Genomic DNA, 26,302 nt, shown 5'->3' with positions numbered 1-26,302 from the left:
TATGTTAGAAGTTTTTGAAGGGTTAGAAGAAATATCTAATATGTCAATATGGGAACAGCTCATATATTATGTCCAGCAAAATGGCTCATATTTATGGGATCAATTTGTTAGACACTTACTAGTTTCAGTATATGGGGTGCTGTTCGCAGCGATTATTGCCATCCCTCTAGGGTTTTACATTGCTCGTCATGCCAAGTTGGCCAAGTGGGTTGTCTCAATAGCCAACGTTCTGCAGACGATACCGTCTTTAGCGATGTTAGCCTTATTAATGATTGGTCTGGGAATTGGAGTGAACACGGTTATTATTACTGTCTTCCTATATTCTATTTTACCTATCATAAAAAATACCTACGCAGGAGTTATTAGTGTGGACAATGCTTTATTAGATGCTGCAAAAGGTATGGGAATGACCCGTATGCAGCTGACCTTTAAAGTGGAATTGCCGATGGCCTTATCCGTTATTCTATCCGGCTTACGTAATGCTCTGGTAGTGGCTTTCGGTATAGCTGCGATTGGAACATTTATAGGTGCAGGTGGTTTAGGTGATATTATCCAACGAGGAATTAATGCGACAGATGGAGGAGCCCTTATTTTAGCGGGTGCTATCCCAACGGCATTGATGGCTATTGTAGCAGATATTATTTTACAATGGTTAGAAAATAAATTGGATCCATCGAGCCGAGTGAGAAAATAAGAAGGTAAGCAAAAAGCTTTATAGGGCCCTTAAAAAGGATCCTATAAAGCTTTTATTTGTTTAATCTAATATGTCTGATATCTCTCGCATTAAGTAAGTAGGTTGTTCGATTATCTCCAGTTTTTATAATCACTTGAGTTGAAGTGGGAGAGAAATAAGGGATACCTGTGAATTCACTTATGCTGTTTTGATGAGTCGTAGGATTTACTTGAACGGTGATAGACGCCTTCTTACTTACTGCTTGTTTTAAAAAATAGACCAGCTGTTCTTTAGGCATTTGAGGTTGAACCTTCGACAGTGGTGCCATTAGTGTGCCGTAACCTCTTTTTAAGTAATCAACAATAATCGCTTTTTCTGAACTAAATTTACTCATATTATCCTCCCCGAACATATGTTACCTTTAGTATAGAGAACGAACGTTCATTCGTCAACTGCAAATTTTAAAATTATACTTTTTATTTTTCTGGGACTTTATTAAAGAAGACTTAGTCTTTTTTTGTCTGGAAAAACATAGTAGCCCACCTAAAAAGTAAACCTGATTATAGTTCTATCTATTTCTATTTAAGGCTAATAATCGTATAATAGATAGTGTATTAAAAAAAGGAGTGAAAAGAATGAGGTATCAGCTTATAACAGATTCCTGTTGTGATTTGCCTTTAGAATGGGTTGACACGTATGATTTAGATATCGTCAACTTTACCATTAACATAAGTGGAGAAGAGTTAATCGATGATATGGGTCAATCATTTGATAAACAATCTTTCTTTCAACGATTGAAAAATGGTGAGACAGCTTCAACTTCTTTGGTAAACGTGCATCAGTATATTGAAAAATTTAAGGAGTATATTGATCAAGGCATACCAATTGTTTATCTTGCTCTGTCATCAGCTTTATCAGGTTCATACAATAACGCGGTGCAGGCAAAGAAAATGCTGGAAGATGAGTATGACTCAATAGATTTAACCATAATAGATACCCATGCAGCAAGCTTGGGGTTAGGGTTAATTGTCTTGGAGGCGGCGAGAAAAAAGGAACAAGGTCAGTCGAAAGAAGAACTCATTCAGTGGGTAGAAGATGAGAAAATAAACTATCATTCCTGGGTTACCGTGGATGATATCAAGCACTTGCAACGAGGCGGAAGAATATCTTCTACTGCAGCAACAGTAGGTTCCTTACTTAGTGTCAAGCCGATTCTAACTATGAATGAGAAAGGGAAGCTTGTGCCGTTTTCCAAAGTTAGAGGAAGAAAGAAATCAATCCATTATCTTGTTGATCAAACGATCAAGTATATAAAAGACCCTGAAGAACATGCACTAATGATAGGGCATGTAGGGGTCCCTGAAGAAGCAGAGTATATTAAAGAAAAAATACTGGAACGTATACAGCCTAAAGAAATCATTATTTCAAGTTATGGACCTACTGTAGCTGCACATACGGGATTCGGTTCATTGTCCGTATTCAGTTATGGTCAAAACAGGTCTACATTGAAACTCTGAAAGCTTAGAATGTAAAGTCTCTTGCTGCACACTATGTGTAAAATAGTTGTCGGAAAGTAAAATAGTAGGGTAAGAAATTAAAGTAGACAAAAAGGAAGAAGACCCTTAATCTAGAGATAACCACAAATCCAGAAAAGAGGTCTTCTTATGAATCAAATTATAGCAGAAATTGCCAGTATATTAAAGAATTCTGAAACATTATTAGACAGTGAAATACGATTAGATCAATACCTTCCAAAAGTCATGTGTGAGCTGGTTTCCAAAGCAATCGAGATGATTGATTTGGAATTAATTCATACTTATAAAGAAAAAGGATACGATATACAGAAAACAATGAAACGTACCGTTCAGTTCTCATACGGGGCTGTTGAGATTAGGCGACGACGCATGAGAAAAGATGGCGAAAAAAGCATTGTACCATTAGATGAAGCCATCGGCTTAGAAGAGTATATTCGCTATTCACCTTTAGTTGAAATGAAAGCCGCTAAGGTTGCCTCCGATGGTGTGTATCGCAAGGCGGCTGATGCCATTAACCTCTTAACTCCGCTTCAAGTAAGTCATACAACCGTTCATAAAATGGTTCAAAAAACAGGTGAGAAAGTTCAAAAATGGACGGATGAAGCTCCGAGTCATATTGAAACACCCCAAAAAGAAAAAAGGAAAGTGCCTGTGCTGTTTATTGAAGGCGACGGGTTATTACTAAAAGGAAGAGGCGAGAAAAATCCTGAGCTTCATCGTGTTCAATTTCATGAAGGTGTGACGTACGTAGGAAAACAAAAGCGACCAGTCCTTATTGGATCCCAAGTTTTTGAAAGTACAGTATCTAGTAAAGAAGCCTTTAAACGAGCTGGGCAGTGGTTAGAAGCGATGTATGATATTCGGGAAACAATCATCGTATCCAACAGTGATGGCGGCAGCGGGTATGAAAAAGATAAATTTGAGCAGATTATTGGAAAATGCAAAAAGCATGAACACTTTAGAGATCCCTACCATGTGAATGAAAAAATAAACCAACGGTTAAGTTTTGATAAGCCTATGATTATTGAAATGAGAAAAGCTGTGAGTGCCTATGATAAAGAACGTGTTCTTAGCGTATTGGCGACGACAGAAAGTCGCATAGAAGATGAAGAGACAAGAACTGAGAAAGAAGAACATCTCCGTCTATTAGGGGCTTATTTAGAACGCAATTGGGAAAGTGTTTGTCCCTTGAAAATGCGAGACTTACCTGTCCAAAATGGAATAGGTATTTGTGAAAGTAATCATCGTCCCTACAGTTACCGTATGAAACGCCAAGGGCGTGGATTTTCAGCCAAAGGGGCTGGAAACTTAGCTTCCATTATTTCAGCTCGTAAAAACGGAACGCTTTTAGAAGCTTTGAGAGCGGAACTACCTGCATTTGAACAAACCATTGTCCCTGAATTTAAAGGGGCTGTTAGAGCTGTTTTGAAAAAGATTCATCGTCCTTCTATAGGGGTTAAAATGGGTGAAATAGCTAATTATAGTTCCACATCAAGTCCAATGGGACAACTGAAGAAAATGTTTGGGTAATGAAACACACAGAATGAGCCATTTTAATATTAAAATTGAAGAGTTACCATCTCTAGAGAAAAGTTTCCGCCAAAGTATTGACACATACTGCTGCACACTATAAGTTGACATATCTTTTTATTATATGCTAATATTAACAGTGTTAACTTAATAAAACATTATCGGTTGGGCGTTAGCTTTCAAGGTTTTTTCTTCTGGGGTGAGAAGAAGCTTGTTAGTTGCGCCCTTTTTTGAAAGGAGGAGTATAATGAATCGAGAAGCTATCAATTATGTAATAGAGGCTGAAGCGAGAGTGGAACAACTCTTAGCAAGAGCTGAAGAAGATATAAAAGAGATTAATAATCAAAGTGAGAGTGAACTTCAAAAAAGAAGTAAACAATCCGAACAAGAGATTGATGCCTACAGAGGAGAAAAAGAAAATGAAATGCAAGAATTTTTAGAGCGAGACAAAGAGACATTCCAACGTGATGTTGCAGAAACTGAGAAGCAATACGAACTAGCTTATGAAGAGAAAAAGAATGATTTAGCCAATCGGATAGCGGAGGAGGTGTTGCGTCGATATGGCAATAGCGAAAATGAAAAAGCTAACACTATTAGCTGAACATAAACATAAAGAAACTCTTTTAAAAAGTGTTCAAGAAATGCAAAGTTTAGAAATTATTCCTATTGCTGAAAAGCTTGAGGAAGCCTTATTGGAAAATTTCGAAACAGCCACCTCGCCTGTTGACCAATCTGATTTTCAATCAACGTTGCAGGATATAGAGTATGCTATTGATTATTTAGAAGGTTACGTATCTCAACCAGGACTCTTTGAAAAGTTAAAGTCTAAAAGGGATGTATTAACTCTAAATGAATTAGAACAACACATCGAATCCATCGATACAGATGCTTTGATAAACCAAGTAACAGGGAAAGAAAAAGCATTGAATGATCTTGAAGAGGAAATTAAGGATTTAAAACAAGAAGAAGATTTCTTAAGAAAATGGCGCCCTTTAAAGTTTTTACCAGAAGAAGTAGCCAATTTTAGATTTATGCACGTTATAGCGGGTTCACTTGACAGCGAGCATGAAGATCCTTTAATTGATTCTTTAAAAGAAAATGGAAAGATATACTTCGAAGAAATCTTCAGACGAAGAGACCAAGTGGCATACCTTATGATTATGCCTAAAAGTGAAAAAGAGTCCTTCTCTCAAATTATTACCCAATACAGCTTCAGAGAGTTAAACTACCAGTATGATGTGCTGCCAGAAGATGCTTTGTACAGAAATCTAAAAACTCAAAAAGAAAAATACGAGGCACTCGAAGCACACAAAAAAGAAATGAAAAAGTGGAAAGATGTTTATAGAAATTTAGAGTTAAGTGAAGAATATTATTATAATATTTCTGAACGAGAAAGAGCTAAAAGCTTATTTATTGATAGTCAGCATCTATTCCTTTTAACTGGTTGGATTGAAGCATCCAAAGCAGATTCTTTAATACAAAATGTTTGGGATACTATTGGCGAAAGTGAAGTAGCTATTTTAACCGATGACATTGAGGTTGAAGAATATAAAGAAGTTCCTATTGTATTTGAAAACCATAAACTGGTTAGACCATTTGAAATGATTACTGAGATGTTTAGTTACCCTAAATACGATGGGATTGACCCAACCCCTCACATGATGCCATTTTTCGTTGTGTTCTTTGGGATGATGAGTGCCGATTTAGGATACGGGATTCTTTTATTTGCCATAACCCTTCTTTCGCTCAAAGCTTTTAACTTGGGAAGTGGTGCAGAGAGATTTATGAAATTTTTGCATGTCAATTCTTATGCCACAATTGGGTTTGGTTTATTCTTCGGAAGTTTCTTTGGCGCAGAGCTACCCTTTAATGTCCTTTCATTACAAGATGATATACTCGTCGTCATGGGACTATCTGTCGTACTCGGTTTAATTCAGCTGATTTACGGATTGATTTTAACAGGAGTGATGAAATCTAAGCAAAATGACAAAGCCTCTTCTTATGTAGATGGTTTTGCCTGGGCAATGATATTAGTTGGCATTATTTTGTGGGTAGTTGGATCGATGGTATGGGACAGTCCGTTACTATCTCAAGCAGGTATAATATTGGCTGTTATAAATGTCGTTGGTATCCTTATTGTCTCAATGATTTCCAACTCTAATAAGGCGTTAGGATTAGGGTTAGGAGCTTATAATATTTATGGTGTGACGGGTTATATTGGTGATGTAGTCAGTTATACACGTTTAATGGCTCTAGCTGTTGCGAGTGCTAATATAGGAATGGCCTTTAATATGATTGTGGGCCTCCTTCCTCCGATTGCTAGATTTACGGTAGGATTAGCCTTGATTGCTGTGTTGCATGGCCTAAACATCGGTTTAACCTTCTTGAGTGCTTATGTGCATTCATCTCGTCTTCAGTATGTAGAGTTTTTTGGAAAATTCTACGAGGGTGGCGGTCGCCCATTATCACCGTTCAAAACGTTAGAAAAGCATATCTTCATAAAAAATGATTAATTTATACTATATAACTAATGGAGGAAAACAATAATGGATAATTTTGTACTATTTTTCGGAGAGAACTTAGGATTTGTTTTTGGAGCAATTGGTGTAGCACTTGCTGTTATTTTATCAGGTATCGGTTCATCAAGAGGTGTAGGAGCTGCTGGTGAAGCAGCTGCAGCTTTGACAAAGGAACAGCCGGAAAAATTCGGTATGGCTTTGGTACTTCAAATGCTACCAGCCACACAGGGTCTATACGGTTTCGTTATCGGTTTGTTAATTGTCATTAATTTATCCACTAACATCGATCCATCTACTGGTTGGTACTATTTAATAGCTGGACTTCCTGTAGGATTTACTGGGTTAACCTCCGGTGCTTTACAAGGTAGAGTATCAGTTGCAGCTATGCAGATTTTAGCTCAAAAGCCAGAACATACAACAAAAGGGATTATTTATTCAGCAATGGTTGAAACATATGCTATTTTAGGTTTCGTTACATCCTTAATGATGATTATATTCTTATAATATGAATTAAAGGAATTTGGATTAATTCTGTGAAAGAGGAGTGACCTTTTGCTTAAATGACTGAATTCCTTTCTTTCATTTCATTTTATATCAGAAAAGGAGGCAAACCATGGCTGATTTAAAGCTATTAACAGAACGTGTGGTTGAAAAAGAAAAAGCGGCCATACGTGAAAGAGTAGAACAAGCTAAAGTTAAAGCTGAAGACGATTTGCAAGCATATGAAGCCGAAGAAGTCACTACTCGTCAGCAATTAAAAGAAGAAATAGAAGAAGAATACCGAAGAGAATATGAAATTAAAAAAAATACCCTATTAATTCAAAAAAGAAACGAGCTACTTGCAGCTAAGCAAGAACTATTGAATAAGGTTTTTTTAGATGCCATAGAAGAATTGGATAATATAGATGCTTTAACTTTCCAGGGGTTTACAAAATCAGTTCTTAACCGTTTCGATGCAGGAAGTGTATTGACACTTTCTTTAGGAGAAAAATCAGCGGATTTAATAGATAGGAATTGGTTGTCACAAAATGTCCCAAGTCATTTAACTGTTGATTTATCGGAAAACACTGTTTCTAAAAAATCTGGGCTGATTATTGAAAAAGAGGGTATTGACTATAACTTTTTATTTGATTCTTTAGTTGAAGATATTAAACCCGAAATACTTCCGGAAATATCTAATCACTTATTTTAGAGAGGAGAATACAGTTGAAAGATACCGTTTATGGATCAAGTAATGTTCTCATTCGTGTGTATGAGAATGATCTCCTCACACGCTCTCATTTTGAAAGAATGCTAGCTGCTGATAATTTTGAAGAAGCAGCCAATGTATTAAGAGAATCCCCTTATCGAAATGATGTAGATAGAATCAAGAATGATAGAGATTATGATTCAATGTTCATGAATGAGCTACACCAAACCTTTGAAGAAATGTTTGAAATAGTACCAAACAAAGAACTAGTCGAACTATTTGGGTTACGCTATGCTTACCATAATTTGAAAGTTCTGATAAAAGAAGAAATAGTTGAAGATGACTTAAGTCATTTATTTATTCCTATTGGTCGGTATCCTATATCAGAGTTAAGACAAGCTGTTCGAACAGGAGAGTCAGACGTATTGCCTGTTGAATATATGGATAGTATTCAAGAAGTGAGAGCTGAATATGAAGAGTATCAAAATGCACAAGCCATTGATATTATATTGGACAGACGTTACTTCACTCATCTTCGTTCATTGGCTGATCAAACGAATGAAGAAGGCATACCCGAATTAATAGAAACCTTTATCGATTACAACAACTTATCTACTCTAGTTAGAGTAATGAAGCAAGAAAGAACTAAAAACTTCTTAACGACTGTTTTATCAAGCTCTGGTTCTATACCTAAAGAAGATTTAATAGCTTTAGCTGATGAAGGCTTCTCAGCCGTCGTACAGTTTTATAGTCGAACGGATTACCGTCAGATTATTGAAAGGGCTAGAGATTCTGAGAGTGGCGAGCTGTCTACGGTTAAGATAGATTATGAAGTAGAAAATGCCTATATGAAACGCATGAGAGAAGCGAGATTGCAGGCATTTGGTCCTTTGGTCGTCGCTGCATTTATCTTTGCTAAAGAAACAGAAGTTAAAAATATTCGTTTAGTATTATCTGGTAAAGAGAACGGTGTATCAGCTGATGCTATTAGAGAAAGGATGCGATTCAACTATGGCCAATAAAATTGGTGTCATTGGAGACAAAGAGTCTGTTCTTGCCTTTAAAATGCTCGGTTTTTCAGTTTGTTTCGCATCTGAAGCAAATGAAACACGCCGCTTGATTGATCAATTAGCTGACGAAGAATACGGTGTGATTTATTTAACGGAACAATTGGCAGAAATGGTTCCCGACACAATTAGACGATATGATGCAAAAATGAAACCTGCCATCATTTTGATCCCAAATCATGAAGGCTCACGTGGTATAGGAAAAAGACGTGTCCAAGAAAACGTTGAGAAAGCAGTGGGTCAAAATATTTTATAGGAGGGTACGAATTTGAGTAAAGGAACGATTGTGAGTGTTTCCGGTCCATTAGTTACAGCAAGTGGAATGGAAACAGCTAATATTCAAGATATTTGCCGAGTAGGCGAACTTGGTCTAATCGGTGAAATTATAGAAATGAGAGGCGATATAGCCTCCATTCAAGTTTATGAAGAAACCTCCATGGTTGGACCGGGTGAAACGGTTGAAACAACGGGTGAACCTTTATCGGTTGAGTTAGCTCCGGGAATGATTTCTCAAATGTTTGATGGAATCCAACGACCACTGGATGAATTTATGGAAATCACCCAAAGTAATTATTTGGAAAGAGGAAAAACGATTGCTCCTCTTAATAGAGAAAAAGTATGGGACTTTAAAGCAACCATTGAGGTTGGCACAGATGTTGTAGCCGGAGATATCATAGGAACAGTTCAAGAGACTAACGTTATCGAACATCGTATTATGGTACCTTATGGTGTCAGTGGAAAAGTGAAGTCTGTAGAAAGTGGATCTTATAAAGTTACTGATCCTCTTTATGTTATCGAAACAGAAGAGGGCGATAAAGAATTTACGATGATGCAGAAGTGGCCCGTTCGTCAAGGGCGACCGATTCAAAGAAAGCTGAATCCGGAAGAGCCTCTGATTACTGGTCAGCGTGTTGTTGATACGTTGTTCCCTGTTGCTAAAGGTGGAGCGGCTGCTATTCCTGGCCCATTCGGTGCAGGAAAAACAGTTATTCAGCACCAAATCTCTAAATGGGCAGATGTTGATTTAGTTGTTTACGTCGGTTGTGGAGAACGCGGAAATGAAATGACGGATGTTATTAATGAATTCCCAGAGCTGATTGACCCCAATACAGGTGAATCGATCATGGAAAGAACCGTTTTAATCGCTAATACGTCTAATATGCCCGTTGCAGCTCGTGAAGCGTCCATTTACACAGGTATTACTATAGCAGAGTACTTTAGAGATATGGGCTATTCGGTAGCTGTCATGGCAGATTCTACATCTAGGTGGGCTGAGGCGTTAAGAGAAATGTCTGGTCGATTAGAAGAAATGCCTGGTGATGAAGGGTATCCTGCTTATTTAGGAAGTCGCTTAGCGGAATATTATGAACGAGCAGGTAAAACTATCTCTTTAGGTACTGAAGGAAGAGAAGGAAGTATTACAGCGATTGGTGCGGTATCTCCTCCTGGTGGAGACACATCAGAGCCAGTCACACAAAACACGTTACGAGTAGCTAAAGTGTTCTGGGGTCTAGACAGTTCTCTAGCACAGAGACGTCACTTCCCGTCCATTAACTGGTTAGATTCTTATTCACTCTACTCTGATGATATGAATGCTTATGTAGGTAAACAGTTAGGCGTTGATTGGGGAAGCATGGTCAGACGATCCATGACTCTTCTTCAGGAAGAATCAGAGCTGCAAGAAATTGTCCGTTTAGTCGGAGTGGAATCATTATCAGAAAGAGACAGACTGAAATTGATTTCTGCCCGTATGATTCGAGAAGATTTCTTACAACAAAACGCTTTTGATGATGTCGATACGTATACATCAAGAGAAAAACAATATGAAATGTTGAAAGTTATTTTACATTTTGAAGATAAAGCAGAACGTGCGCTGGAACTAGGTTCTTATTATGATGAGATTATGCAAGGAACTGAAGTTGTGCGAGAAAGAATCGGTCGTATGAAGTTTATCCATGAAGACGACCTGTCTGTTATTCAAAATGACATCTATAATCAAGTAACAGAAGAGATTCAAACAGTATTAGAGAAAGGCGGTGTAGAATCAGATGCTTAAAGAGTATAAAACAGTTTCCGAAGTCGTTGGTCCTTTAATGACCGTTCAAGGTGTCGAAGGAGTCAAATATGACGAGTTAGTCGATGTAGAAATGCAGAACGGGGAACGACGTCGTGGACAAGTCCTTGAAATAAATGGCGATAAAGCTGTTGTTCAGTTGTTCGAAGGTTCATCGGGTATCAACTTAAAAGATACAAAAGTTCGTTTCTTAGGAAAACCTTTATCCCTAGATGTATCGGAAGACATGATAGGCCGTACATTTGATGGAATGGGTCGAGTAAATGATGACGGACCGGATTTAATTCCAGAAAAAAGTTTAGATATTAACGGTCAAGCTATCAATCCGATAGCCCGTGAATACCCGGATGAGTTTATTCAAACAGGTATCTCCACTATCGACCATTTGAATACCCTTGTCCGTGGACAGAAATTACCTGTGTTTTCTGGTTCTGGTCTGCCTCATAAAGATTTAGCTGCTCAAATTGCGCGTCAAGCTACTGTTACCGGCGCAGATGAGAAGTTCGCGGTAGTCTTTGCAGCCATTGGAATCACTTATGAAGAAGCAGAATTCTTTATGAATGACTTCCGTAAAACAGGGGCCATTGACCGTTCGGTTGTCTTTATCAACTTAGCAGATGATCCTGCTATTGAACGTATTGCTACACCGCGTATGGCTTTGACAGCAGCTGAGTATTTAGCTTTTGAAAAAGACATGCATGTTCTGGTTATCATGACTGACATGACTCTCTATGCAGAAGCTCTTCGTGAGATTTCAGCTGCACGTCGTGAAGTCCCAGGACGTAGAGGGTATCCAGGATACTTATATACCAACCTGGCCACCTTGTATGAACGTGCCGGAAGATTAGCGGGCTCTAAAGGATCGGTTACGCAGATTCCTATTTTAACGATGCCAGAAGATGATATTACTCACCCGATTCCTGACTTAACAGGGTATATCACTGAAGGACAGATTATTCTATCCCGTGAACTCTATAACCAAGGGTTCCAACCGCCGATAGATGTTCTGCCGTCACTTTCCCGTTTGAAAGACAAAGGAACTGGTGAAGGCAAGACGAGAGAAGACCATGCCCCTACTATGAACCAGATGTTCTCGGCTTATGCTCAAGGGAAAGAAGCCAAAGAATTGTCTGCCGTATTAGGTGAAGCGGCTCTTTCAGAGACAGATAAAAAATATGTGGAGTTTACGAATAAATTCGAAAAAGAGTACGTAAACCAAGGAAATTACACGAACCGTAGTATCGTAGAAACCCTTGATTTAGGATGGGACTTACTGAAAGTTCTTCCACGTCCTGAATTGAAACGTATTAAAGATGACATGTTAGACAAATATTTGCCAAAGGGAGAGTGAGGTAGATGGCTAAGTTAAATGTCAACCCCACTCGTATGGAACTATCTAACCTTAAAGATAGATTACAATTGGCTACTAGAGGTCATAAGCTATTAAAAGATAAGCAAGACGAATTAATGCGTCAGTTTATTGAAATGATTCGTAAAAATAATGAACTCAGAATAAAAGTGGAAGAAAAGTTAGAAAAAGCCATGCAGTCTTTTGCAATGGCTAAGTCCCTTTTACATGAAAATTATATTGAAGAATTAATGGCTGTACCTACTAACAGTGTAACTTTAAATATTGACAGAAAAAACATTATGAGTGTTCGCGTTCCTCAAATGAATTTCAAATATGACCAACCTGTAGAAGATGCAACAGAATTAAACTATGGGTATTTGAATTCTAACGGAGAATTGGATCTTACATTTGCCTACCTTGTTGAAGTAATGCCGCAAATGCTTGAACTGGCAGAGATTGAAAAAACCTGTCAATTAATGGCTGATGAAATCGAGAAAACAAGGCGGAGAGTAAACGCTTTGGAATATCGAACCATTCCTCAATTAGAAGAGACGATATACTTCATTCAAATGAAATTAGATGAGAGCGAACGAGCAGCCATCACACGTTTAATGAAAGTTAAAGATATGGGTCAAGATTAAATACAGTGGACTTATCCAAGAAAGAGAGTATCTCTTAATGGGTAGTCCTCTGTTTTTTTGTAAAAGGCAAATTCTTTTAACAGACAAGATTTAACGGTATACTTATTCTAAATCGAAATAATGGAGGTGCAGGATTGGGAGAAGCGTTCTTCAATAAAAAGAATCAAAAAAGAGGCCTCGTTTTTGGTGGCGGAGGGGCGAGAGGCGCCTTTGAAATTGGTGTATGGAAAGCATTAGATGAATTAGTTTACAAACCTACCGTCGTAGCAGGAACTTCAGTGGGCGCATTAAATGCTGTTTTATATGCCATGGGAGATGTTCAAGAGGCAGAGAACATGTGGAAGGAAATTGAAACAGACAATGTACTGGATTACACTATTCCATTAGAGATTGAGAGCTTTAATGACTACCGGAAAACACTGACGGGATTTCTTATAAAAGTAATCCGCGATAAAGGAATCAGTTCTGACCCTTTAAAAAATATGATAGACAAGTATATTGACGATGAAGAAAAGTTGAGAGAAAGCAATCTGTCAATAGGTCTATCTACAACGAATTTAAAGACGAGAGAAATAGAATACTTGTATTTATCGGATATTGAAAAAGGGAGATTGAATGATTATCTTCTAGCTAGTGCCTCCTTATATCCAGCGATGCCGAAAACGATAATTGATCAAACTCCCTATATTGACGGAGGATATGCCAATAATATTCCCATCTCTATGGTTTTAGATAAAAAACTAGACCAGCTCATTATCGTCGATATCAAAGGACCGGGTATAGTCAAATATGACAAGAGGTTAAAAGACCATGATCATCTATGGATTCGTACTAAATGGCCCCTAGGGGACATGTTACTCTTTGATAAAAAAAGAGCGGAAATAAATATTCGTTTGGGATACGATGAAACGATTAAATTAGCCTGTCCAGAGCAGTATGGCGGATTGTGGTATACCTTTTTACAAAAAGAGGTTATGGAAGAAAACAACCGATTACTAGTCGCTGTAGACTCCTTTTTAAGAGGAAAGCGAACGTCTCAACTGTACCATTACATTAAAGAAGAACGTAAACAGTTGTCTCTATTAAAAGAAATGTCTAAAAGATGGGAACAGAATGTGGAAGCCGATACGTTATCTCTTGCTTTGATGGAGCTAACCGGAAAATTATTAAATATACTGCCAGAAAAAAGGTACCTTATAGAAGATTTTCAAAATGAGATAGTATATAGAGTTGAAAGATTGCTGGAAAAGGAAAGAAAGCAACCAATTAAGGAATTTCAACCGGCATTCATATTAAGCGGAAGAGAGTGGTCAGAAGAATTTATTGAAAGGTTGCCTCTTTTGTCTAATCGAAAATTAGTAGCTCAGATACTGGAAAGATTGGAAGACCCAACAATCAACTGGGACAATCCTTTATATCACTTACTTATTAAAGCGAAGCCTTATCCCTTTATCATTGCTTTATATTGTAAATATCTCCGAGAAATGGATAATTAAAGGGATAGCTTAAATTTTGGTTCATTTTTCCACGTGAATATGATAAAATAGAGGATAAGTCTTAAAGAGTAAATGTTGGGAAGGAAGTACAGATGAAAGATAGAGGATTACTAATAGTATTATCTGGACCTTCGGGAGTCGGTAAAGGAACGGTAAGAAAAGCTATATTTGACAATTATTCAAATGATTTTGACTATTCAATTTCGATGACTACTCGAAAAAAACGGGAAGGTGAGAAAGAAGGGGTTGACTATTTCTTTCGAACTAAAGAAGAATTTGAAAAACTCATTGAAGAAGGCGGTCTGCTGGAATACGCAGAGTATGTAGGCAATTACTACGGGACGCCTTTAGATTACGTGAACAAGACCTTAGACTCCGGTAGAGATGTGTTTTTGGAAATTGAAGTACAGGGTGCATTGAAAGTAAGAGGAAAAATGCCAGAAGCTATTTTTATTTTCTTGTCTCCCCCAAACTTAGATGAACTTGAAAGTCGTATCGTCAATCGAGGAACCGATAGTGATGAAATGATTCAGAAGCGAATGAAAAAAGCTGTTGAAGAATTGAAATTGATTCAATATTATGATTACGTGGTTCAAAACGATACCGTTGTAAATGCTGCTCGAAAAATACGTAACATTATTGAGAGTGAACATTTGAAAGTAGTACGCAACCTTAAAGACTTTACAGAGATTATTGAGGAGATGGAATAAATGTTATTATATCCTTCACAGGACGATTTATTAAAAAAGATTGATTCTAAGTATTCATTGGTAATATTGGCTGCTAAACGAGCTAAAGAACTCCATGGAAATGAAGAATCTGAAATGATGGAAAATTATGAAAGCAATAAGAATGTAGGGAAAGCCTTAGAAGAAATCAAATCTGGGGACCTCGTTTTAGACCCGAACAGTATCAACTAATAGAAAATAGACAACCTCTGTTCCATTACTATCTCTCGTTTAGGTAGTAACGATCAGAGGTTTTTTCTAGTGATTTATATTGAAGGAATCTTTAAACATACAGACACACGAAGAATTTATTGGTAAAATAGATGAGTGAAAGTTTAGGAGGGAATTTATGTTAAAAGGTAAAAAGATTGCCCTGTATGTAACAGGAGGCATTGCTGTATATAAAGTCGTTGATTTAATGAGAGAATTCATTAAAAATGGAGCAGAAGTCAGAGTAGCTATGACGGAATCTGCTGCAGAATTTGTTTCGCCTTTAACATTTCAAGTCTTAAGCAAGCATCAGGTTTACATCGATACATTTATGGAGGATAACCCACGTGTCGTCAATCACATCCATTTTGCTGACTGGGCAGATTTTTCTTTAATTGCTCCATTGACCGCAAATACATTAGCTAAACTAGCTCACGGCCTAGCAGACAATTTTGTCACTTCCGCCTTACTAGCGACTCGGTCTCCTATATTTGCTATACCTGCAATGAACACACATATGTATGATAATCAAGTAACGAAAGAAAATAGAGATTTACTAACCAAGAGAGACATCTATATGATGGAACCCGATACGGGTTTTCTTGCAGAAGGCTACTCTGGAAAAGGACGCTTTCCTGAAAAAGAAAGAATCATAGAAGAATTTGAAGGGTTTATGAGGAATCACATAACCGATTTACCTTTAAAAGGGAAGAAAGTCATTGTCACAGCTGGAGGAACAAAAGAGCGTATAGACCCAGTTCGTTATATTACAAATGATTCATCAGGAAAAACAGGACATGCCATAGCAGAAGCCGCCTGGAATAAAGGTGCAGATGTTGTGTTAATTACAGCTAGTTCAATACCCGTTCCTGATAGAATTCAGAAGGTGGCAGTTGAATCGGCTAAAGAGATGCATCAAGCCGTACTAGAACACTTTGAGACGGCAGATTCCCTCATTATGTCTGCTGCAGTTTCGGACTACACGCCTAAAACGGTTGCTGAGAACAAAATGAAAAAGACAGACAGTTTGTCTTTAGAGTTCGAAAAAAATCCAGACATACTAAAAGATATGGGAAGTCGGAAACGAGCAGACCAATGTCTCGTCGGTTTTGCCGCAGAAACGGAACACATCATTGAATATGCTCAATCCAAGTTAAAAGAAAAAAATGCAGATATGATTGTCGCTAATGATGTAGGGCAAAAGGATAGAGGATTTAATGTGGACAACAATGAAGTAACCTTTATTACACATACATCAGAACCTATCCCGATTAGACTAAAGAAAAAAACTGAAATTGCAGATGATATTGTTTCATGGATAGTAGATTTTTTTAAAAATAATTGATGTGAGAGGAGAGAGTATATGCCTCTACTTGCTGAAATAATTGTAGATGTTCCTACTTTGCAAACAAATAAGCCTTTCACTTATATTGTCCCCGAAGAACTTGAGCCTATTATAACCGTAGGTATGAGAGTGGTTGTGCCTTTTGGAAAGGGATCAAGAAAAGTACAAGGGTTTGTCGTTGATATAAAACCTCAAAAATTTCCAATGGATAATGGAATAGAGTGGAAACGTATTTCCAGTTTGATGGATCCTTTACCTGTTTTAACAGAAGAGTTAATTAAGTTGGGGAAAGATTTATCACACAAAACTTTTAGCTTTCAAGTTAAAATGTATCAGACCATGCTGCCAGCAGTCCTTAGAGCGAAATACAATAAAAAATTCATCATAAGTGATGAAGTATCTGAAGATGTATTGTGGAACGTTTTTAAAGGACGAAATGAAATAAGCTGGGATGAAGCGGAAGAGTCGGGGAAATTAAAACAACTCATTGAACTGAATAAAGAAGAAAAAGTTCAGATTGAATACGAAGTGACGGATAAGAAAACGAGTAAAAAAGTAAGAATAGTCAGACCCCTGCTGAGTTTTGAACAGTATGAAGAAGTAATAGAAGACCTCCCTTCCAATGCAAAGAAACAAAAATTACTCGTGAGTTTTCTTCAGCAGTTAGAAGGAAAAACGGCCTCGATAGAAACCTTTAAAGAACAGAGTATTTCTACTCAGAATATTAATACAGGTGTAGACAAAGGCTGGTGTAAAATAGAGGAAAAAGAAGTCTACAGAGATCCTTTTTCTGACACGGTATTTGAGCCTACCGTTGCGTTGGACTTGACGGCAGAACAGTCACACGCATTTAATCAGATTAACCAAGCCATTCAGGATAAACGTTCAGAAGTGTTTCTCTTGAAAGGAATAACCGGTAGCGGAAAAACAGAGGTGTATTTACAAGCCATAGCTGAAGTATTAGATAAAGGGCTTGGAGCTTTAATGCTTGTGCCTGAAATTGCCTTAACACCTCAAATGGTTCACCGTTTTAAAAGCCGTTTTGGAGAGAATGTGGCTGTTTTACACAGCGGTTTGTCTGAGGGGGAAAAGTATGATGAATGGCGAAAAATTGAAAAAGAAGAAGCCAAGGTAGTCGTTGGGGCCCGCTCAAGTATATTTGCTCCTTTAAAGAATATTGGCATTATTATTATTGACGAAGAACATGAAACCACCTATAAGCAAGAAGAATTTCCTAAGTATCATGCAAGAGATGTAGCTATATGGAGAGGCCAGTACCATAAATGTCCCGTCGTCTTGGGGAGTGCGACTCCGTCTCTGGAATCAAGAGCACGGGCAACGAAACAGGTCTACACGTTACTTGAATTAAGTAAACGGGCTAATAACCAATCTCTTCCTCATGTCCGGTTAGTTGATATGCGAGAAGAGGCGAAAACGGGAAACCATTCTACTTTTTCATCTTTATTAAAAGAAGAATTAGAAAAAAGGCTGGCATTAAATGAGCAGTCCGTCCTTTTGCTGAACAGAAGAGGCTATTCATCCTTTGTGCTATGCAGAGATTGCGGATTTGTATTGGAATGTCCTAATTGTGATATTTCACAAACCTTGCATATGGACACTAAAACGATGAAATGTCATTATTGTGGGCATGAAGAAGGCATACCATCCATTTGTCCATCATGTACGAGTCGTTCGATTCGGTATTATGGAACGGGAACTCAAAAGGTGGAAGAAGAACTCCAAGCTCTTATACCATCAGCGCGCATTATCCGTATGGATGTGGACACGACTCGAAAAAAGGGAGCACATGAACGTCTTTTTCATTCCTTTGAGAAAAGAGAAGCGGACATTTTGCTGGGAACACAAATGATTGCGAAAGGTTTGGACTTTCCTAATGTCACACTCGTTGGTGTCATTAATGCAGATACCTCTTTAGGTTTACCCGATTTTCGATCAGCAGAAAAGACTTTCCAGCTGTTGACACAAGTCAGTGGACGATCTGGACGAGGCGAAAAAAAAGGGGAAGTAGTCATTCAATCGTATAATCCAGAACATTACGCAATTCAGTATGCAAAAAAACACGATTATGATGCTTTTTATAAAAGAGAAATGCATTTAAGGCATCTCAGTGAATACAGCCCTTATTATTTTTTGATAAAATTATCCGTCAGTCATACCAATGAAATGACAGCCGCGAAAAAAATAGCGGAATATTTAGAATTTATCAAGCCGGTGCTATCTAAGCAAGCTATTGTTTTAGGACCAACGCCACGGTCCATTGCTCGTACTCATAATCGGTATCATTTTCAGGTGATGATTAAATATAAAAGGGAAGTTGAGTTAGAACAGAGGCTGCATGAATTGCTGCAATCCACTCAGAAGGAACAAGCTAAAGGACTTTATATTTCCATTGATTATCAGCCATTAGATTTCATATAGAATAGAGGGGTACACATGTATAAAATTGTTTTTATGGGGACGCCGGATTTCTCTGTTCCTATATTAGAAGCATTAATCAAAGAAGAGAATTGTGAAGTTGTTACTGTTGTGACTCAACCCGACAGAAAAGTAGGACGTAAGAAGGTGTTGACAGCCCCACCGGTAAAGAAAAAAGCGATGGCGTATGATATACCTGTTTTACAGCCTGAGAAATTATCGGGTTCACCAGAAATGAACACCATCCTTGAAATGGAGCCTGATTTAATTGTAACAGCTGCCTATGGACAATACGTTCCGACAAAGCTATTGAATGCGCCACGCTTTAAAGCGATAAATGTTCATGCCTCATTGCTGCCGAAATACCGTGGTGCAGCTCCCATTCATTATGCCTTAATAAATGGTGACGAAAAAACAGGTGTGACGATTATGTATATGGTGAAAAAAATGGATGCGGGAGACATCATATCCCAAAGAGACATCACAATAGAAGAGTCGGATACTGTGGGGAGTTTATTCAACAAACTTAGTCTGTTAGGAAGGGATTTATTAATCGATACTTTACCAGAACTTTTTAATGAAACGGTCCAACCCATCGTGCAGGATGAGAATGAAGTAACACTGGCTCCAATGATTCAGCCAGCTGAAGAAAAGTTTGATTGGACGAAATCGGCTAAAGATTTGGCCAATAAAATTAGAGGGATGAATCCTTTTCCTGGAGCCTACACCTTATTAAACGGCGAACGATTTAAAATTTGGTTTGCTGAGGCCCTTAGTCATTCATCTGACAGTCATCCAGGAACCATTATCAAACTGAGTAAAGATGAACTTATCGTACAATGCGGGAATCAAACTGCGCTCAAGTTACTGGTTGTTCAGCCTTTCGGAAAACCTAAAATGCCTGTCTCTGATTATTTAGCAGGCGCACGAAACCATTTAGAAGAAGGGGTTCAGTTTGAAAACTAAACAAATAAAACAGACGAGTCGTTATTTAGCTATGGAACTTTTGGAAAAAGCAGAAAAAAATCAGTCTTTTAGTAATGTTTTATTGAATGCTACCGTTGAGTCTGTCCAGTTATCTAAGGAAGACAGATCTTTCTTGACGGAGCTAGTCTACGGTGTCATACAGAATAAACGTCTATTAGACTATCAGTTAGAACCCTTTATCAAAAAACAGAAGAGACTGGACCTTTGGGTGAGACAATTGCTCCGTTTATCTCTCTACCAAATGACTAAATTAGATAGAGTACCTGTCCATGCGGTAGTGGATGAAGCTGTTCAGATAGCCAAAGTAAGAGGGCATAAGGGGATTTCGGGACTCGTAAACGGTGTGTTAAGAAATATAGATAGAAGAGGTGTCCGGTCTGTTGAAGAAATAGCAGATCCTATTGAACGTATGGCTATTGAATACAGCTATCCCCAATGGATAATTCATCTTCTTCAAGAAGAAGTGGGTTTAGATGATACTAATAAAATAGTCCAGTCGCTTTCATCTAAATCCAAAGTCAGTTTACGAGTGAATCAGGCAAAAATTTCGAAGGAAGATGCGATAGCGGCTTTGGAGGCTGAGGGATTTGAACTGACTGAAAGCTCAGTAGCAGAAGACGGACTAATTAGTCAAAATGGCTTACCTGTGCAGACAGAACTTTTTAAGCAAGGAAAGATAACCATTCAAGATGAGAGCTCAATGCTCGTAGCTGAAGCCATGAAAGTAGAAGAGTCTGACTATATATTAGATGCCTGTGCTGCTCCCGGTGGGAAAACCGTTCACATGGCTACGTACTTAAAGCCTGAGTTACACGGAAAGATAGTGGCACTGGATTTACACGAAAATAAAATAAAAAAGATTAAAGAAAACAGTGATAGGTTAGGCGTCTCTCAAGTCGTAGAGACTAGAGCACTGGATGCTCGAAAGAGTAAAGAGCTTTTTGATGTAGAAAGTTTTGATAAAATATTAGTGGATGCCCCTTGCTCTGGATTAGGTTTGATGAGAAGAAAACCAGATATACGCTATCAAAAGAGTTTGGAGGATATATACTCTCTGCAAAAAGTACAGGTAGACATATTAAACAGTGTGGCTCCTTTACTTAAAAAAGGCGGAAGACTGATTTATAGTACCTGTACCATCACATTGAAAGAAAATGATGAGGTGGTCCATCGCTTTATAGAAGAGAACGAAGACTTTGTCATCGAACCTGTTTTTGTTAAAAATAAAGAGTTAACTTTATCTGAAGACGGATTTTTACATCTCTATCCTCATTTGTATGGAACAGATGGATTCTTTATTGCTAGTTTAAGAAAGAAACAATAAGTGTTAAAATACTGAATGATAGGCATCATTTTTATGAATGCTTGTATCATTCAGTCTGTACATAGACATCGAAACGAATAACCAGGAGTGAATTAAACTGAAATCTTTCAAACAAACACATATAGGAAAACGGTCAACCAATCAAGATTACGTTGAAGTGTTCAGCAATCAATCTAATCAATTATTGGCTGTTTTATGTGATGGAATGGGTGGCCATAAAGCTGGAGATATTGCGAGTGAAATGGCTGTCTTACAATTAGGTAATGAATGGAAAAATACTCAGTTTCAATCAAGTAAAGAAACCATTCAATGGTTAGAAAACCAAATTAACATAGAAAATCAACGTATTTATCGAATAGCAAAAAAATACAATGATTTAGAAGGCATGGGAACGACTTTAGTTACCAGTGCCTTCATTCAGGATGAAATCATTATTGGGAATGTTGGTGACAGCCGAGCGTACCAATTATCAGAAAATGAATTAGAACGTATCACGGAAGATCACTCATTTGCCAACGAGTTAAAACTCCGAGGCGAAATTACTGAAGAAGAAGCCAAAAGTCATCTTAAGAAGAATGCTCTGACTCGATCATTGGGAGTTTTTGATAAGGTAGAAGTCGACTTTTTCACTTTAGAAAGAGAAAAAACAGAGCTTCTACTCTTATGTTCAGATGGACTAACTAATGGATTGAGTGATGAACTCATAGAAGAGATTTTAACAGACGGACAGTCATTGGAAGAAAAAGCGAATGTGCTAATTAAAGAAGCTTTAAAAAATGGCGCAACCGATAATATTACTGTTTGTCTGGTCGACCCAACCATAAAAAAAGATATGATTGTTTCTGGAAAGGAGGAGAATAAATGATACCTGGAGAACGCATTAGCAATCGTTATAAAATCATCAGAGAAATCGGTTCGGGTGGAATGGCCAATGTCTTTTTAGCTGAAGACTTGATTTTAGAACGTCAAGTGGCTGTTAAATTGATGGCTTATAATTTCCATAATGATGAAGCGAGCATCAGACGTTTTAAAAGAGAAGCTTTGTCAACAACCGAACTGACTCATCCTAACATCGTCAATGTAGTGGATGTCGGTGAAGAAAAGAATCCCTATATAGTCATGGAGTATGTCGAAGGATATGACTTGAAAGAATACATTAAAGAACACTATCCTATTCCATATAAAAAGACAATCAGTATTATGTCTCAAATATTGGATGCCGTCGAATATGCCCATAGGCACAATATTATCCATAGAGATTTGAAACCTCAGAATATCCTTATAGATAATCATGATACTGTAAAAATTACAGACTTTGGTATTGCGGTAGCTTTATCTGAGAACTCTATTACACAAACGAACTCTTTATTAGGCTCGGTGCATTACATCTCTCCTGAACAGGCTAGAGGTAGCATGGCAACTAAGCAGTCGGATATTTACTCTCTAGGCATTCTCCTCTATGAATTGCTGTCTGGGAAAGTACCCTTTGATGGAGAGTCTGCAGTATCAATTGCGTTAAAGCATTTTCAAAATGATATACCGTCTTTAAAAGAAACCGATAGTTCAATGCCACAAGCGTTAGAAAATGTTGTGTTGAAAGCGACAGCTAAAGAGGCTCATGTGAGATATGCTTCAGTGAGAGAAATGAAAGAAGATTTAATGACTGCCATGTCTCCAAGCAGAGAAGATGAACCCAAATTCATACCTGAATCTAATGCGGATGATTCGACGCGTGTGTTAACACCTATAACGTCACCTACTGAAAAGAATTCTGAAAAACCAGCAAAAGATTTGACTGATACTAAAAAAACAACAATTGTCGAACCGGTCCAAAAAGATTCTGAAGGAACACAAAAGAAAAAGAATCGTAAAGGATTATTGTTAACGATAATCATAACTCTTCTTATTGTAATTGGTTATTTCATTTTTACTATGACACAGCCACAAGAAGTATCTGTGCCACCATTAGAAGGGCTACCCCAAGAAGAAGCGGTTGACTTAATAGAAGAGCTGAATCTTGTTGTAGGCGAAATCATCGAACTCAATGATGAGGAAGTAGACTCTGGACATGTTATTCGCAGCAATCCTAGTGAAAGAGCGATTATTAGAGAAGGAGCAGAGGTCGATTTATACGTCAGTATCGGACAAGAACCTATAGCTATGCCTGATGTTGAAGGGGAAAATTATCAGGAGGCCCGTGCAGAACTGACCAGTATGAATTTTACAGTTGAGAGTGAAGAGGAAAACCATGATACCATTCCAGAAGGTGTGATTATCTCACAATCCATTACACCTGGTGAAGATGTGATACCTAATGAAACAACAGTAAACTTAATTGTCAGTAGCGGCCCTCAAGCTTATGAATTTAGAGACCTGACTAATTTTACTGAAACAGGTGTGATGGAATATATTGAGGAATTAAATCTGTCCGTCAATTTTTCTTATGCGTCGCATGATACGATTACTGAAGGAAGAGTAGTCAGTCAATCTCCTGAACCTGGATCGATTATTCATTCCGGTCAACGGATTTCTGTCGTCTTATCTACAGGACCTGAAGAACCAGAATTGTTTACATTTGATAGAAGTTTTATGGTGGAATATGTCGCTCCAGAAGTTGAAGAAGATAATGAAGAGGAAACAGATAACGAAGAAGAACCAGATGCAGAAGAAACTGAGGATAGCGAGGACACAGAAGACGTGCCGCGCGTGCCAAATGTTATACAAGTGTATGTTGAAGATTCAGAAAATTCTATAGATGATATTTACAGAGAATTTGAAATCATTAATGATACAGAAGTGACGCTCATCTTTAACGTATTAGAAGGTGAATCAGCTACTGTAAGAATTGATCGTGATGGAGAAACGATAATTGAAGAATCGAACATCGAACCAAATAACTAAAAAGGATGTGTCTATTTGGAAAAAGGTCAAATTATTAAAGCCTTGAGCGGGTTTTACTATATTCAATCTGAATCTGGAAAAATTTATCAAACAAGAGCAAGAGGCATTTTTAGAAAAGACAACATTACTCCTTTAGTCGGAGATTATGTCCAATTCTTTTTTGAAACGGAAAAGGAAGGCACATTAGAAGAAATCCTTCCCCGAAAAAACGAGTTGAAAAGACCAGCAGTGGCGAATGTGGATACAGGAATCATTATCATGTCCATGACAGACCCTGCATTCTCTCCTTCCTTACTCGATAGATATTTGGTTTCTTTAGAATATAACGCTATTCAACCGGTTATATTTATTACCAAAACAGATATAGCATCAGAAGACGAATATGAAAAAGTTGAAAAAGAATGCCAAGTGTATAAAGACATTGGGTATACGGTGATACTGCCAGAAAGACAAGTAGAATGGTCAACGGATGAGATTCATGCCGCTTTAGAAGAAAGTGTCAGTGGGAAAACAGCTGTATTTATGGGTCAATCCGGAGCTGGCAAATCCACTTTATTAAATAAAATGGATTCGTCCTTGCAGCTTAAAATTGGTGAAACGTCTAAATCTTTAGGAAGAGGGCGACATACCACTCGTCACGTTGAACTGGTTCCTTTATTAGGAGGCTTAATCGCTGACACACCAGGTTTCAGTGCGCTCCAGTTTGAGATTATAGAAGAAGCAGAACTGTCATCTTGTTTTCCAGAATTATGGGAAATGGGTATGAACTGTCGATTCAATGGGTGTGTGCACCAGAATGAGCCTAACTGTGCCGTTAAAGAGGCCGTTGAGGCAGGAGACATCGCCTCATTCAGGTATACCAATTACTTGTCATTATTAGAAGAAATACAAAATAGAAAGCCGAAATATGGGAAGAAAGGGGATCGAACATGATTATTGCTCCATCGATACTAAGTGCAGACTTTGCTGACTTAAAGAATGAAGTAAAAAAAGTTGAAGAAGGTGGGGCTGATTGGATTCATGTGGATTCCATGGATGGACATTTCGTTCCGAATTTAACCTTCGGATCGAATGTGGTCCAGGCGATACGCCCCCATACCACTCTTCCCATAGATTGCCATTTAATGGTTGAGAACCCGGAAAATTATATAAGCGATTTTGCAAAAGCCGGTGCGGATTATATTTCTGTACATGTGGAGAGCACAAATCATTTACACAGAACGGTTCAATTAATCAAAGACAGTGGCGTGAAAGCAGGAGTTGTTCTAAATCCGGCTACGCCTGTTTCGCTATTAGAAGATATTATATCCTTAGTGGACATGGTACTGGTCATGACGGTTAATCCTGGATTTGGAGGACAATCCTTTATACCAGAAACATTAAACAAGATAAGAACATTAGACCAGTGGAAGAAAGATAAAGGGTTAGATTATGAAATAGAAGTAGACGGCGGGGTAAATGATGAAACAGCTAAAGAGTGTGCCGAGGCTGGCGCGACCGTGTTTGTAGCAGGCTCTTACGTTTATAATTCAGATAATGTAAAAAAACAGATTGATGCTCTGAAAGAAGCGGTATCACATGTATAAAGTCACGCATATCGTCCTAGGTGCTCCTGATCCCGATGCCGTGTTTCCTGAGCCTCACCCTAACGATGCTGTTATCGGGGTGGACAGGGGAGCGATAGAGTGCTATAAAAGAGACATTCCGCTTACTCTTGCTCTAGGGGATTTTGATTCTATTAGTATAGAAGAAAAAGAGAATATCAAGGCATTTTCAAAGCAGACGAATGAATTTCCAGCTGATAAAGATGATACTGATACTGAACTAGCTTTAGAACTCGCTCTGACTGACTACCCTTCAGAAAACATCATCTTATATAACTGGTTGGGTGGCCGTGCGGATCATTTAATGAGTATTTTACATCTCATTTACCAGCCGCGATTCGAAAAGATTATTGAAAAAATAATCTTTAAAAACGAAAAGAATCATGTTCAATTCTTTATGCCGGGTAACCATGAGATAAAAGCAGATGACTCAATGTCCTACATCTCTTTTATTGGGATGACACCCATAGAAAAACTGACACTAAAAAATCTCAAGTATCCATTAGAGAATGCTTCGTACGCTCATCCTGTTTCATTGGTGAGCAATGAGATGCTGGGTTCTGAGTGTCAGTTCAGTTTTGAGAAGGGACTATTAGGGGTTATTCAAAGCAGAGATTAATAAATAAAAAACAATATGATTGCTTCGCAATCTAAGCCATGACAGAAAAGAGAGAGTATCCTATAATTAACAT

The 26,302-nt window shown here is 38.0% G+C and carries 25 protein-coding genes and 1 other annotated feature; of the genes, 24 read left to right on the top strand and 1 reads right to left on the bottom strand.

What is annotated here, in order from left to right:
• Nucleotide 1 precedes the first annotated feature (1 nt).
• Nucleotides 2-694 carry an ABC transporter permease gene (locus tag ABDZ53_RS00820; protein ID WP_425541662.1) on the top strand — a complete coding sequence of 231 codons (693 nt, stop codon included), beginning with the start codon at nt 2-4 and terminating at the stop codon, nt 692-694.
• Between the two features lie 52 nt (nt 695-746).
• Here ABDZ53_RS00820 and ABDZ53_RS00815 read toward each other — a convergent pair whose 3' ends face one another.
• Nucleotides 747-1,067, bottom strand: a complete 321-nt coding sequence (locus ABDZ53_RS00815) for a hypothetical protein (protein WP_343753009.1) — start codon at nt 1,065-1,067, stop codon at nt 747-749.
• A gap of 241 nt (nt 1,068-1,308) precedes the next feature.
• On the opposite strand from ABDZ53_RS00815, the gene ABDZ53_RS00810 reads away from it, so the two are divergent.
• The 23 genes from ABDZ53_RS00810 (at nt 1,309) to ABDZ53_RS00700 (ending at nt 26,229) form a co-directional block, all read left to right on the top strand.
• A complete protein-coding gene (locus ABDZ53_RS00810; RefSeq protein ID WP_343753007.1) occupies nt 1,309-2,190 on the top strand; it encodes a DegV family protein in 882 nt (293 codons plus the stop codon).
• A 147-nt stretch (nt 2,191-2,337) separates the two neighbouring features.
• Complete coding sequence (locus ABDZ53_RS00805; protein WP_343753005.1) at nt 2,338-3,738, top strand: ISLre2 family transposase; 1,401 nt, start codon at nt 2,338-2,340, stop codon at nt 3,736-3,738.
• 163 nt (nt 3,739-3,901) lie between these two features.
• Nucleotides 3,902-3,947 (top strand) — a sequence feature (sodium ion sensor (DUF1646 type); this cis-regulatory element may regulate processes involved in with the transportation of sodium ions).
• A 38-nt stretch (nt 3,948-3,985) separates the two neighbouring features.
• On the top strand, nt 3,986-4,339 hold the full coding sequence (locus ABDZ53_RS00800; protein WP_343753003.1) for a hypothetical protein: 354 nt from the start codon (nt 3,986-3,988) through the stop codon (nt 4,337-4,339).
• Nucleotides 4,299-6,251 (top strand): V-type ATP synthase subunit I, encoded by a 1,953-nt coding sequence (locus ABDZ53_RS00795; RefSeq protein ID WP_343753001.1) that lies wholly within the window; start codon nt 4,299-4,301, stop codon nt 6,249-6,251. Before ABDZ53_RS00800 ends, ABDZ53_RS00795 begins: the two co-directional genes overlap by 41 nt.
• A gap of 33 nt (nt 6,252-6,284) precedes the next feature.
• Nucleotides 6,285-6,761, top strand: a complete 477-nt coding sequence (locus ABDZ53_RS00790; RefSeq protein WP_343752999.1) for a V-type ATP synthase subunit K — start codon at nt 6,285-6,287, stop codon at nt 6,759-6,761.
• A gap of 109 nt (nt 6,762-6,870) precedes the next feature.
• Entirely contained in the window at nt 6,871-7,449 is a 579-nt protein-coding gene (locus ABDZ53_RS00785; protein ID WP_343752997.1) for a V-type ATP synthase subunit E family protein, read from the top strand.
• 14 nt (nt 7,450-7,463) lie between these two features.
• On the top strand, nt 7,464-8,468 hold the full coding sequence (locus ABDZ53_RS00780) for a V-type ATP synthase subunit C (RefSeq protein ID WP_343752995.1): 1,005 nt from the start codon (nt 7,464-7,466) through the stop codon (nt 8,466-8,468).
• The gene (locus ABDZ53_RS00775; protein ID WP_343752993.1) at nt 8,458-8,769 is read left to right on the top strand and encodes a V-type ATP synthase subunit F; all 312 of its coding nucleotides are present in this window, start codon (nt 8,458-8,460) and stop codon (nt 8,767-8,769) included. The genes ABDZ53_RS00780 and ABDZ53_RS00775 overlap by 11 nt, the downstream gene beginning before the upstream one ends.
• 12 nt (nt 8,770-8,781) lie before the next feature.
• Nucleotides 8,782-10,569 carry a V-type ATP synthase subunit A gene (locus ABDZ53_RS00770; RefSeq protein ID WP_343752991.1) on the top strand — a complete coding sequence of 596 codons (1,788 nt, stop codon included), beginning with the start codon at nt 8,782-8,784 and terminating at the stop codon, nt 10,567-10,569.
• Nucleotides 10,562-11,938: a V-type ATP synthase subunit B gene (locus tag ABDZ53_RS00765; protein ID WP_343752989.1), complete on the top strand. Its 1,377-nt coding sequence runs from the start codon at nt 10,562-10,564 to the stop codon at nt 11,936-11,938. The genes ABDZ53_RS00770 and ABDZ53_RS00765 overlap by 8 nt, the downstream gene beginning before the upstream one ends.
• A 5-nt stretch (nt 11,939-11,943) precedes the next feature.
• On the top strand, nt 11,944-12,579 hold the full coding sequence (locus tag ABDZ53_RS00760; RefSeq protein WP_343752987.1) for a V-type ATP synthase subunit D: 636 nt from the start codon (nt 11,944-11,946) through the stop codon (nt 12,577-12,579).
• A 134-nt stretch (nt 12,580-12,713) separates the two neighbouring features.
• Nucleotides 12,714-14,075: a patatin-like phospholipase family protein gene (locus tag ABDZ53_RS00755; RefSeq protein WP_343752985.1), complete on the top strand. Its 1,362-nt coding sequence runs from the start codon at nt 12,714-12,716 to the stop codon at nt 14,073-14,075.
• Nucleotides 14,076-14,167: 92 nt separating this feature from the next.
• Nucleotides 14,168-14,785: a guanylate kinase gene (gene gmk, locus ABDZ53_RS00750; RefSeq protein ID WP_343752983.1), complete on the top strand. Its 618-nt coding sequence runs from the start codon at nt 14,168-14,170 to the stop codon at nt 14,783-14,785.
• On the top strand, nt 14,786-14,995 hold the full coding sequence (gene rpoZ, locus ABDZ53_RS00745; RefSeq protein ID WP_343752981.1) for a DNA-directed RNA polymerase subunit omega: 210 nt from the start codon (nt 14,786-14,788) through the stop codon (nt 14,993-14,995).
• Nucleotides 14,996-15,152: 157 nt separating this feature from the next.
• Nucleotides 15,153-16,358: a bifunctional phosphopantothenoylcysteine decarboxylase/phosphopantothenate--cysteine ligase CoaBC gene (gene coaBC, locus ABDZ53_RS00740; protein ID WP_343752979.1), complete on the top strand. Its 1,206-nt coding sequence runs from the start codon at nt 15,153-15,155 to the stop codon at nt 16,356-16,358.
• An 18-nt stretch (nt 16,359-16,376) separates the two neighbouring features.
• Nucleotides 16,377-18,797: a primosomal protein N' gene (priA, locus tag ABDZ53_RS00735; RefSeq protein ID WP_343752977.1), complete on the top strand. Its 2,421-nt coding sequence runs from the start codon at nt 16,377-16,379 to the stop codon at nt 18,795-18,797.
• 15 nt (nt 18,798-18,812) lie between these two features.
• A complete protein-coding gene (fmt, locus tag ABDZ53_RS00730; protein WP_343752975.1) occupies nt 18,813-19,760 on the top strand; it encodes a methionyl-tRNA formyltransferase in 948 nt (315 codons plus the stop codon).
• On the top strand, nt 19,750-21,105 hold the full coding sequence (rsmB, locus tag ABDZ53_RS00725) for a 16S rRNA (cytosine(967)-C(5))-methyltransferase RsmB (protein WP_343752973.1): 1,356 nt from the start codon (nt 19,750-19,752) through the stop codon (nt 21,103-21,105). Before fmt ends, rsmB begins: the two co-directional genes overlap by 11 nt.
• Before the next feature lie 91 nt (nt 21,106-21,196).
• Nucleotides 21,197-21,970 (top strand): Stp1/IreP family PP2C-type Ser/Thr phosphatase, encoded by a 774-nt coding sequence (locus ABDZ53_RS00720; protein WP_343753034.1) that lies wholly within the window; start codon nt 21,197-21,199, stop codon nt 21,968-21,970.
• On the top strand, nt 21,967-24,006 hold the full coding sequence (pknB, locus tag ABDZ53_RS00715; protein ID WP_343752971.1) for a Stk1 family PASTA domain-containing Ser/Thr kinase: 2,040 nt from the start codon (nt 21,967-21,969) through the stop codon (nt 24,004-24,006). Before ABDZ53_RS00720 ends, pknB begins: the two co-directional genes overlap by 4 nt.
• Nucleotides 24,007-24,021: 15 nt before the next feature.
• Nucleotides 24,022-24,939: a ribosome small subunit-dependent GTPase A gene (gene rsgA, locus ABDZ53_RS00710; protein ID WP_343752969.1), complete on the top strand. Its 918-nt coding sequence runs from the start codon at nt 24,022-24,024 to the stop codon at nt 24,937-24,939.
• On the top strand, nt 24,936-25,592 hold the full coding sequence (rpe, locus tag ABDZ53_RS00705) for a ribulose-phosphate 3-epimerase (protein ID WP_343752967.1): 657 nt from the start codon (nt 24,936-24,938) through the stop codon (nt 25,590-25,592). The genes rsgA and rpe overlap by 4 nt, the downstream gene beginning before the upstream one ends.
• Nucleotides 25,585-26,229 (top strand): thiamine diphosphokinase, encoded by a 645-nt coding sequence (locus ABDZ53_RS00700; protein ID WP_343752965.1) that lies wholly within the window; start codon nt 25,585-25,587, stop codon nt 26,227-26,229. The genes rpe and ABDZ53_RS00700 overlap by 8 nt, the downstream gene beginning before the upstream one ends.
• The last annotated feature ends 73 nt before the right edge of the window (nt 26,230-26,302 follow it).

This window comes from Alkalibacterium iburiense, assembly GCF_039521845.1.
GTDB lineage: Bacteria > Bacillota > Bacilli > Lactobacillales > Carnobacteriaceae_A > Alkalibacterium > Alkalibacterium iburiense.
This window is presented reverse-complemented; position numbering and strand designations above follow the sequence as displayed.